This is a genomic window from Paenibacillus sp. LBL, from assembly GCF_029893715.1.
Lineage (GTDB): Bacteria > Bacillota > Bacilli > Paenibacillales > Paenibacillaceae > Paenibacillus_AQ > Paenibacillus_AQ glucanolyticus.
Genome location: NZ_JARXYU010000019.1, coordinates 1 through 11,323, shown reverse-complemented (window position 1 = coordinate 11,323; position 11,323 = coordinate 1). Strand labels below are relative to the sequence as shown.

8 protein-coding genes are annotated in these 11,323 nt (G+C 44.0%); 6 read left to right on the top strand and 2 right to left on the bottom strand.

Annotation, left to right across the window (positions count from 1 at the left end; translation table 11 throughout):
* Positions 1-129: 129 nt before the first annotated feature.
* Positions 130-1,731: a PHP domain-containing protein gene (locus tag M2277_RS26780; RefSeq protein ID WP_280756050.1), complete on the top strand. Its 1,602-nt coding sequence runs from the start codon at positions 130-132 to the stop codon at positions 1,729-1,731.
* Positions 1,732-1,928: 197 nt separating this feature from the next.
* On the opposite strand, the gene M2277_RS26775 is transcribed toward M2277_RS26780, so the two are convergent.
* The gene (locus M2277_RS26775; RefSeq protein WP_006211811.1) at positions 1,929-2,636 is read right to left on the bottom strand and encodes a tyrosine-type recombinase/integrase; all 708 of its coding nucleotides are present in this window, start codon (positions 2,634-2,636) and stop codon (positions 1,929-1,931) included.
* Positions 2,633-5,596 carry a Tn3 family transposase gene (locus M2277_RS26770; RefSeq protein WP_024631230.1) on the bottom strand — a complete coding sequence of 988 codons (2,964 nt, stop codon included), beginning with the start codon at positions 5,594-5,596 and terminating at the stop codon, positions 2,633-2,635. The genes M2277_RS26775 and M2277_RS26770 overlap by 4 nt, the downstream gene beginning before the upstream one ends.
* Positions 5,597-5,840: 244 nt before the next feature.
* On the opposite strand from M2277_RS26770, the gene M2277_RS26765 reads away from it, so the two are divergent.
* The 5 genes from M2277_RS26765 (at position 5,841) to M2277_RS26745 (ending at position 10,786) form a co-directional block, all read left to right on the top strand.
* A complete protein-coding gene (locus M2277_RS26765) occupies positions 5,841-6,914 on the top strand; it encodes an endospore germination permease (RefSeq protein ID WP_006211809.1) in 1,074 nt (357 codons plus the stop codon).
* Positions 6,911-8,437 carry a spore germination protein gene (locus tag M2277_RS26760; RefSeq protein ID WP_006211808.1) on the top strand — a complete coding sequence of 509 codons (1,527 nt, stop codon included), beginning with the start codon at positions 6,911-6,913 and terminating at the stop codon, positions 8,435-8,437. The genes M2277_RS26765 and M2277_RS26760 overlap by 4 nt, the downstream gene beginning before the upstream one ends.
* Positions 8,434-9,597 carry a Ger(x)C family spore germination protein gene (locus tag M2277_RS26755; protein ID WP_006211807.1) on the top strand — a complete coding sequence of 388 codons (1,164 nt, stop codon included), beginning with the start codon at positions 8,434-8,436 and terminating at the stop codon, positions 9,595-9,597. The genes M2277_RS26760 and M2277_RS26755 overlap by 4 nt, the downstream gene beginning before the upstream one ends.
* 311 nt (positions 9,598-9,908) lie before the next feature.
* Complete coding sequence (locus tag M2277_RS26750; RefSeq protein ID WP_076151955.1) at positions 9,909-10,247, top strand: ArsR/SmtB family transcription factor; 339 nt, start codon at positions 9,909-9,911, stop codon at positions 10,245-10,247.
* A 53-nt stretch (positions 10,248-10,300) separates the two neighbouring features.
* Positions 10,301-10,786: an SRPBCC family protein gene (locus M2277_RS26745; RefSeq protein WP_280756049.1), complete on the top strand. Its 486-nt coding sequence runs from the start codon at positions 10,301-10,303 to the stop codon at positions 10,784-10,786.
* Positions 10,787-11,323: the final 537 nt, after the last annotated feature.

Below are 11,323 nucleotides of genomic sequence, written 5' to 3'. Positions count from 1 at the left end.
GAGATTTAGTAGTCGAAAAATTGAAGACTCTATTCTTACATAATCAACGATTTGTGATGACAATCTCCTAATCCTGGAGCATTAAGCTTAGATGGTTCGGTGACTATTTCAACTCGGAGGTGCCATTAAGTGCAGCTGAAGAAGAAAACCATCATGGTTTTGGCGCTCAGCTTGTCCATTCTTTCGCAAGGCATGGTTGTCCATGCGGCGAAGGAAGAAGGTTACAAGTTTAAGCCGGAAGGTAACGGTAAATGGATGACGGGAGAGTACCACGCACATACTTATCAATCCGATGATGCCAGTCAATCCCTGCAAGAAGTGCTGGACCATGGATTTCAGAAGTACAATCTGGACTGGATTGCAATTTCTGATCATCTTCGAACCTCTACACGGGATGAAGATGGGAATGCGATTGCTGGCGGACCTATTCCGCTCTCTCAGGGACTGGCCCAGTACCAGGTTCCCGGAATCAAGCAGCTTCAGGCAGCAGGGAAATATAAGAACAAAATTATCTTCTCGGGGTTTGAATGGGATATGCCTACCTATGAGCATGTGGGTATCGGTATTATTGCGGGCAAATTCGGCTCAGAATCTAGCCTGAAGGCCGTCAGTCAATTTGAGTATCTGTTCACCAACCGTGAAGAATCGTTGTTCGACCCCGCAGATGTTGCGAATTGGAATAAACAAGGAAGCAGGGCATTTACGACACGGGAGGATGCTCGCACGGCACTGGCTTGGCTGGAGAAGAATTATCGGAATAGCAGTTACGCCTTGCTCAACCATCCCTCTAGAAAAACCGTGTACACCATTGCGGACATTCGCGACTTCAATAACATGGCTCCGAACGTCGTATTTGGAATGGAAGGCATGCCCGGGAATCAGATGGAGCCGGATCGAGGCGGCTTAAACCTGACAACGCCGGAAAACAGAACTTATGGCGGCGCTGACTTCATGATCGCCAAGGTTGGCGGCGTATGGGATGCTTTGCTCGGAGAAGGACGCGAGTTCTGGAATTTCACGAATTCGGATTCGCATTTTGAGATTAGTGAAAACCGGTTGTATTCCAGCGGATATTGGCCAGGTCAATACGCCAAGAATTACACTTGGATACAAGGCCAAGACATGCAAAGCGTATTGGATGGTATGCGTTCAGGTAAATCATTCTCTGTCTTCGGCGATTTGATTAACGCACTGGACTTCCAGGTCCGTCATGGTAACAAGCAGGCAGAAATGGGTGGAGATCTTCATGTTAAGAAGGGAACGCCCATCGAGATCACCATCCGCTTCAAAAGCCCGAAGAAAAATAACAATGGCGATGCTGTAAAGGTGGATCATGTTGATCTGCTCGCAGGGGATGTAACGGGTAAGGCACAGCCAGGCACGGCTGCATATAGCAAGAGTACCAACGATTCTACCAAAGTCGTTAAGCGGTTTACAAGCAAAGACTGGAAGACCGATCGGGACGGATACAACGTGATCGCATATCGAACCGTAGCCACGAAGGATCAATATTTCCGTCTAAGAGGGACCAACCTTGGGGTCAATGTAGCAGGAGAAACAAGCAACGGTAATCCGTTAATGGATCCTAAGACGGACATCGAAGACCATGAGATGCGTTTTGCGGAAATTAACAAACGAAATTATAGTGATCTGTGGTTCTACTCCAATCCCATCTTCGTTTCTGTAGATAGTAAACCGAACAAACATGGGAACCATTCGGAACAAAAATGAATACATGCAATGCATGAAAGAGACTGCCGATCTGTCGGCAGTCTTGTTTATTCATGACGTTAATTATCCCGCTGCTTAAGAAGGAGCGGTTGGGAGTGGGACTGTTTTAGCTAATTGTTATGGTACTTAACAGCTCAATAAAGCCACCTACTGGGGTAGTACCAGCGAAGCTGACACCACCCGCAAAGTAGATGTTATTAAATGGGAAATTTGTTGATGACCTCGTTGTACTCCTGCTGTGCATCAGTGATTGCCAGTTTTGAATAGACTTCCAACGACTTCCGGCTTTCGTGGCCGGAATACGGTTGTATGAGTGCGTCATCGATGCCCTGCTTTTTAAGCCAAGTCAACAGGAAATGTCGTAGCTTATGCGGCGACAGATTTTGTACAAGACCGGCTTCCTCCGAATATTTAGCCAAAATCTTTCGTATTCCCCGATCCGTATATTTTTTCTTCCACGATGATTCGAACAAGTAAACCGCCTGCTTCTTTTTCATTGAATCGGCGTGCATGGCCAGCATTTCCTTGAACGATTGAGGGAAAGGGACAATGCGATCCTTATTCCCCTTGCCCTTATTAATCCGGATTTGGCAGTAGTGGAAATCAACATCGGACAATTTGATATTGATCAGCTCGCTTACCCGAACGCCGGTATATAGCAGCGTCTTGACGATCATCATGTCTTGAAAGTTCTTCGCTTGCCAAACCACATCGTAGTAGCGCTTAAGCTCCTCTTCTGTAGGTACATAGGGGAGCTTCTTCGCTGTTTTTGGAACCTCTACCTCCAGCTCTGCTCGAAGATGCTGAAACAGGCTTTTGAGATAGTCATAATCTGGCCGTTCCCCTCGGAGATACTTCGCCAGCTCCTTCGCTTTGCGTTTCGGGGATATGCGTCTTTCACTCACGCAATAACACCTTCTTCCAACGGAAGGCGTTCACTCATGTTCAGCCTAAATGTGCCGTAAGGGTTTACGTGCGTGTAGATCAGCGGGGTAAGCGCCCGCAAGTCTTCCGAAGTCATCATATCGAACCATTTGCGGTCGGATAGGATGCTTTGAAGCATAATGGTATTGATGTAAACCAGGCAGTTTTGCAGAAGGTGAAGAGACAATACGGCTAGCTCTTGATCTTCTAACCGGTTGGTAGCGATTTCTCCGCCTTTGCCGTAAAAGATAAAGCTGTTGGCCGAGTTCCAATTTTCCACGACATTCAAGCCTTCATTGATCTCGCGGCGCAGCTCCTCCGAGTGCAGGTAATCGCAGAGGAATATCGTTTTGACTGCTTTGCCGAGTTCCCCCAAAGCTTGATAGGTCGGATGCTTTAAATTATTACGGGTAAATCGTTTCAAGATTGCTTCTGTTTCGGCGGTTCCGAGTCGGAGAGCCGTAGCGTACTTCATCATTTGATCGTATTGCTGCCGAATTAGCTCCCAGTTGATTGGGCGGGTCAGCACCGGCTGCAAATTCGGATAGGCATCGGTCATGCCTGGTTCGGGCCGGTAAAGTTTTTGCGAATGAATCGCTTTGAGCCGTGGCATGAGCTGATAGCCCAAAAGGTAACAAAATGCGAACGCAACCTCGCTCTGGCCGTGTGAATCCACGTAATTCTTCTCGACCTCCATTTCGGTACAATGACGAAGCAATCCTTCCATCATGGCAGCGACTTCAGAGGAGGAGCACGATTTGAGCTGCGAGTAAATGCATGTCGAATTCTTCTCAACGTGCCAATATATCATAACGCCGCGGCCGCGGTACCGGATATGCCATTCGGTCATCAGATTTTGATCCCATGCACCAAATTTTTTTGAATCCGATGCACAGGATGTCGTGGCATCGCCCCAAATCTCCTGCATCCGAACGCGAAAAATCGCATTAACCACTTCGGATATCGCATTTCGGAGATTGTCCTTATGAATGAATTTCCTGCGGACGTACAGCAAGTCTTTGTAGCTTTCTCCATGCTCACCGGCACTCACACGTTTCAAGCCGGTATTCGTCCCGAGGCCATAAAGGGATAGGATGAGTCTCTTTTGCAGCGTATCCCTGCTTAACGCTTCGCGTACAGCAACAGTCTTGAATTTTTCAGTAAATCCGACACGAAGATCGGCCTCTTTTAAAATGTCCAACAGGCTCGTCATTGGCCAGCGCCGAAGCATCTCTGATTTTATCCGTGATAGGTTGACTGGCTCTGCTTGTGGTTCTAACGGAGATAAGCTAATCCAACCATTACCCTTCTCCGTGATCCGGACCTTGGGGTTTTTCTGGAGACCGGTATCAAGCTTTTCTAATCCATCTTTCATGGCCTGCTTCAACGTTGCAATGAATGCTTCTGCATCCAGCGGCTGCTTTAAAGCCTTATAATTTTCTTCCCGCCGTTCTTCGAAGTCTGTCGGCAAGTCATCGTCCGGATTCCGGTATCGGTTCGCTCCGGCCACCCATATTTCCTTGCAACGAAGCTTTTCCCGTAAAGCTTGCAGAACGCTTATCTCATAATTCATCCGATTAATTCGCTCTTGGCCTTTCTCGTCCTTCTCAACAATGATTTCTTTATTAACCGTCCGGATTACACCATCTACCGGGATTTCTTCGGACATTGGCAAATAATGATGGCCGGTGTCAGAATATTTCTTTACCAGTTCCAGCGCACGAATCACTGGCCGATGCACTTCATTGTTTGATCGGAATTCCAGAATGCCTAGTATTTCGGGAACCATACGGCGGTAGTGACTCCCATAGGAAGCCCGAATAATGGTATGGATTTTCTCACGGTAAGCCGGTCCGGTATGCTTGAATTCTTTTATCAAATCCCGTAACGTTTGCTCATTTACGACCGGGAAAATGACATCACGAATTACTCCGTCTGGATTGTTGACGGCAGACTGGGCCATGTTGAATAAAATGCCATACTTATTGCTTACTTTCCGTAGGTCATTCAGAATTTCCTTCTCGACCTTGCGTTCTGCCCGTACTCCTATTCGATGGACGATTTGAATAAGTAGCTCAATCAAATTGTCCGTTATCTCCATACTCCTTAGCCAGAAGAATGCGGCCAACAATGTGTAACGGATCGGATCAGGGTGGCGACGAAGTTCCCGGAGATCCTCTGTTGCGGTCCGCTGCCGGTACTTGGTCAATACTTTAAGAGGGATATCACGAAACAGATTATCCGGAAGCTCCAGATTTCGAATCGTTCGCAGCTTGCTTACTTCTCTTAACACACTTTCGACACCTGGTTTGCCCGGATCAGCTTTTAACTCTTGAAAAGAAAGAAGTCCCTCGTCGCTGCCGCCTTGGTCTTCATCTAGAAATGCGATACTATCTACGAGTGAATCCAGTTTGGACAAAGATGCCGCAGGCAACTTTTCCAATGTGACTTGGAAAAATTGTTCCTCATATGTACGGATTGCGGCTCTGATAAGTCGCTCAATGCGATCAGGCGTAGGCGGTACAACTTTCATCTCCCGAAATCGCCCGTATACGGTCTCGACCAAATGTTCGAAATCGTGATCTTGGAATAATACGCTTTTGCATAGCCAATCGATTACCTCTTCGGCATCATTGATGGTATCCTCACGAAAGCCAAAAAACTCCCTGATTTGTGTTCGATGGTAGGTAATGGAGCGACCAGTCCAATCGTATTGTGCGTACAGCTCTGCCGGTGCCTCGATCTGCTTTGCTATGTATTGAATTACTGCTTTGGGCACTTCGAATTTTTGGAAGGGGAATCGCGCTTCGTATTGGAAAAACTTAAACAGAACAGCAAACCCCAACCGAGTCTCCCCCGACTTATTGCCGACTTGCTGCATTTCGTTGGGAAGAAACGTAAAATGCTCAATTAACTCCTCCAGCTCCCAATTTCGCTTCACTTGATCCCCTCCGAGTAAAGTTCCTAAAATGGTTAGAATCGGAATTTTAATCATTAAATTTAGTATACCGAAGCATACTTAATGAGGCAATGTGGAGCAAAAAGCTATCATATTCCAATTACCTAATCAAAAACGGAACTTTTGCAAGATGGAATAGCCGAAGTGATTGGAATGAAGACGATGAGGGAAAAGTATATAATGGTGTTTCCATATTCTTCTTCAAAAGTTGAAAGAGGTGATCTTTATGCCAAAAATTCCGCTTATACAGTCATACATGATAATTATGCTTTCAGTCGGTTTGCTGAACCACGTCATTATTATACCGTTACTGCTCGGTGCTTCAGGGCGAGATGCCTGGCTGGTAGTACTTCTTGTATTAATCGCTTCGCCTCTTTGGATTGGCTCTTTGAACTACATCATCAAAAACATGAACGGCATACATTTAAAGGATTGGTTGCAGCAGCATTTCGGAATGTTTCTCTCCATAACCCTGGTTTTCATATATAGTGTGCTTGTATGGCTCATGGGACTCATTTCCTTGAAGGATACTCTAACTTGGACAATTGCAACTTATATGCCTCAAACTCCAATGCTCGTCCTTGTGGTAGCAACAATTGTCGGATGTTTCTTTGCGGCATATCAGGGGCTTCGCACCATTGCGATTGTGAGCGGGATATTGTTACCTTTCGTTGTCATTCTTGGCGACCTTGTAATGATTGCAAACTTTCAGTTTAAAGATTATACCTTGCTTTTTCCTTTGCTCGAAAAAGGAACACCTCCACTATGGAAAGGTGTTCCCTACGCTGCCAGCGGGTTGCTGGAGTTGTCGTTGCTGATGCTGATCCAGCATAAGTTAACGAAGAAACCGGGCTTCATAAGTTTGATGCTTGTTTGTCTCATTTTATCCGGGCTTACGATCGGCCCTTTGATGGGTTCGATTACAATGTATGGCCCTGATGAAGCGGCAAACCAACGATATCCTGTTTATGAACAATGGAGAATGGTTCGACTGGGCGAGTATGTGGAGCATGTCGATTTTTTCTCGATTTACCAATGGCTATCCGGTATGTTCATTCGAGTGTCCCTTTCCATGTATCTCTTGGGGGAATTATGGAAATTACAAAAGTATAAGTGGATACCTATGTTCCTAGGCGCTTTATTCATGTTGGTTGTTACATTGCTGCCTATTAGCGATATGGTCTTTCAAGACCTATTGAGCCTATATTACTTTCCATCGTTTTGTGTCTTTACAATTGGGGTCATGATCGTATATGTCGTACGAACCTCAACACGAAATAAAAGGAGTATCTACGAATGATAAAACGATTCAGAAATAAGAAGGCGGAGGTCTTACCATCGCCATCAAACAAAGTGGCAACTGTTTCACAACCGCTTAGTGAACCGTCGCTTATCCAACGCTTCCAGATGTGTCAAGATGTTAAGCGTCATGTTTACAAAATAAAAGCTGGTGATGATCAGTCGAGGATCGTTTTGCTGTACTGCGATGGTTTATGTGACAACCAACAGCTCATTCAGGATATGGTGCTGCCCCACTTGACTCGTTTTTATGAAACTTACGGATTTCATAAGAATGAGGAGATTGTTGAGTCGTGTCAATTACAGTTAGAGAGCATTTCTTTCGAGGAGTGGGAGCAACAAGTCGAAACGGATATTTTCGAGGGCAAGCTGCTTTTGTTCATTCCGGCACTAACTTCGTTGTTCTCCCTCGATATTTCCAAAAAACCGGCACGTAAGCCGGAAGAGTCTAACATTGAAGTCTCGATACGCGGTCCAAAAGACGGTTTTGTTGAAGAAGTCGGCGTCAATGTTGCGCTGATTCGGAAACGTATCAAGTCAACCAGCATGGTATACGAAACCAAAACAGTTGGCGTGAGAACTAAAACAACAGTTGCGATTCTTTATATGCGAGACATTGTTAATCCGAATATTGTTCAAGATATAAAGAAAAAATTGGATGGTATTCAAATTGACGGAGCAATCAGCGCCACTCAACTGGAAGAATTAATGGAACCGACAAGAGCTTTGTTTCCTTTGATGGGGTACACAGGAAGACCGGACTTCACCGTGAACTGCATGATGAATGGCCGCGTAGCATTAATTGTGGATGGTACTCCGGCTGCTTTGATCGCTCCAGCCAATTTGTTCTTGCTCCTGAAAACACCGGAAGATATCCACTTTACTGCTTTATCGGCCACGTTCGGGCAAACTCTTCGTTTGCTCGGGTTGTCCGTTTCACTCATGCTGCCCGGATTTTGGGTTGCCATTCTTGCGTATCATCAAGATCAACTGCCTTACTATTTACTTGCAACTATTGGCATTAACCGATTAGGAATCCCATTAGGTGTGGCAGGGGAAATGTTTCTGTCGCTCATCTTTTTAGAAATATTGCGGGAAGCCGGTGTTCGCTTGCCTTCTGCCATTGGCTCTACTGTTACCGTTGTGGGAGGTCTTATCCTGGGGGATGCAGCCATTCGGGCAGGATTTTTATCCCCGAGCATCGTTGTCATAGGAGCGATTACTCAGGTGTTCGGTTCGACTTTATCCAGCCAGTCGTTATCTGGGACAATTAGCATCTTACGCTTTATCGTGTTTATTTTGTCTGCCGCGCTTGGCATCTATGGCTTTTTTCTTGCTTTATTTATCGTGACAACCCATTTAGCCTCATTGCGTTCATGCGGTTTGCCTTACCTGGCTCCGCTTTCGCCCCCATATAAAGATTTCGCCAATGCATTGTTCCGATTACCTTGGAGATGGCGAAAAACTCGACCGGACAATCTGAATACTCACGATCCTACAAGCCAAGGGGATGGGCAGAAATGAAGACGTATAAATATATCGTTGTTCTTCTGCCCCTCATCATACTCACCGGCTGCTGGAGCAAATACGAAGTGCAAAACATGAATTATACGACAGCAGTCGGAATTGACTATGCGGAAGGTCAATACACCATCTATGCGCAATTGCTTGACTTCTCGACAGTGGCAAAGCTGGAGGGCCAACAAAAAGCGGAGCAGCCCCCGGTCTGGGTCGGTAAGGGACAAGGCTCCTCGTTTACAGAAGCAGCGAATGATTTATACAGCACTTCGCAACAGAGGTTAAACTGGGGACAAGTCTCTGCGATTCTGTTCAGCGAACGGTTGATGAAGGAAAGGAAAGTCGGTGAAGTGTTAGAACTGATCAACCGTTATCGTGAAATAAGGTACTTAGCCTGGCTATTCAGCACGCGAGATCCCCTTGACGAGATCTTAATGGCAACATCGTTTTTCAGATTGTCACCAAAGGCATCGATTCTACATAATCCTGAACAGAATTATCGACAGCATTCTATTCTCGCTCCGATCCGCCTGCAACAGTTTGTTCTGGATTCAAATGAAAAGGCTAAGTCAAGCTATATACCAGAATTATCAATTCGAAAAGACCAATGGAAGGAAAATCAAAAGCCACGTGAGTTGCTTAGATTTTCTGGCATACAAGTATATGATCAAGAGCACTATTATGCACGCATGGACATCCAAGATCTGTCCGGGTTGCCGTGGCTAAATAAACACACAATCCGACTGCCTCTTGACTTGTTTTCCGATAAAAAACTTATAGCGGTTCTCGTCGCAGAGAAACCTAAATATGACATTACTCCAAGTGTTAAATATGATAAAGCGTATTTCGATATATCCGTTTCAGTGAAGGCTGGGGTAAATGAGTTGCATGCAGACGTTACTGAACAAGAACTCACGCAAATGGCTCAAAAAGAAATTGAGCGGCAAATTAGGAAAACCTTTCAAACTGCGCTTGAGAAGAATATAGATATTTATAATCTAGGGGAATCTCTTTTTCGCAAGAATCCGCATGAATGGAAACGCATTGCATCAGGGAAACAGCATTTTGTCTTAAACGAGGATTCCTTGCAAGCTATAAGCGTTAATATGGATATCGTATATCCTGGAAGATATAAATTTAAAAAAGAGATTCTTGCTGTCCCCTAATTTTTGATTTCTTCATTGATACAAATACCTGTCATAGAATGTCTAGCGCGGCGAAAAGGTAAAGGATCGAGGGAAATAAGATCCTAGAATTACTGATTTACATATTTGCCCATATACTTTGCGGGTGGTGTCAGCTTCGCTGGTACTACCCCCTACTATATGGGGCATTGCCGACAAAACACAGATAATATATGGTAATACATTTTTTGGAATATAAAACCCTAATTTTTCTAATCTAAGTAGAAAAATCAGGGTTTTAATATTTAACTGAGTGGTTGACTTATTATTGTATATCCATTATATTTAACCATATGGTTGAACAAAATAATAATCTAGATAGTGTTTTCCACGCCTTGGCTGATCCAACACGAAGAGAAATTGTTCGTCTTATTGCCTCTCAAGAACGTACAGTATCGGAATTGGCCGCACCTTTTGATATGTCTTTAGCAGCTATTTCTAAGCATATTAAAGTCTTAGAACGGGCAGGCATTCTTGATAGGAGTGTAAAAGGTAGAACACATACTTGTCGCCTTAATGCCGAATCCTTATCATCTGCAACGGATTGGCTGCGCTTTTACGAACATTTTTGGAACAGACAGTTTGACGCTCTTGAACGTGAGCTTAGTAACGCTAAAAAGGAGGAACATTAAGGTATTTGCAATAAACTTATTACGATAAAATTATTATGAATAGGATGATTGAGATGATCACTTCAACAACTACCCTAACAATGACACGTCGTTTTGAATTCACTGCGGAAAGAGTGTTTGATGCGTGGGTAAACCCAGAAATGATGAGTAAATGGCTATTTAATCCAGAAGAAAAAGCTAATTTTGTAGAGAATGATTTTTGCGTCGGAGGGTCTTATAGGATTAGGGACCCCAAAGAAGGAGAAGCTATTGGGAAATATCTTGAAATCGATAAACCCTTCAAATTAGTATTTACATTTCAAATCCCAAAATATAGCGAAACGATAGACCGAATAACCGTATTATTAGAACCCATAGATGGTGGCTGCGAAATGACTTTCACACAAGAAATAGTGGTTCCTCATGAACAAGGATGGACCACAGAAGACATTGAAAAGGCGCATCGTGAATTTAGAGATGGTTCTGAACAGGGATGGAACAACATGTTTGATGTTTTAGTTAAACATTTATCGAACAGAAATACCCTCAAAAATAACTAATCAAAACAGAAGCATGAACTTTATTGAATGTCTTTTTTAGATTGAATAGTAGTCTCACTGTTTCACGGTTGGAAAACAATATGACATTTGGAGAAGTTTCTTCAACAAACGGGCTCGATTGTGGAATAAAACTTTATTTTACCTCCATCAAAAACTGGACGGGGGTATGCGTTTTGAAAGTATTTAACATGAAATCGGAAAGTAACCTTGTGAAAAAGTGAAAGATCTGTGTCGTGACAGGGTTTTCCGTCATAAAAAGTTGCTAATTTTTTCACAAAATAAACAGGACACTGATTAAGAATCACTCTTTTTATGATATTTATCTTGGAAATTATGACGATCCAAACTCATGAAAAAAACAGGTTCAGGTTCTTCTGGGATATCTGGGACCATTTTAATAATCTGAAACCCAACTTTTTCATAGGCTCGTATAGCTATACTAGGGGTACCGCCAACATTTTAACGATAATATACGCTAAGCCTTCGGATGTACCTGGCTTAGCGTTTTTTCTTACTCTAAGCCCAATAGTCCGGGCT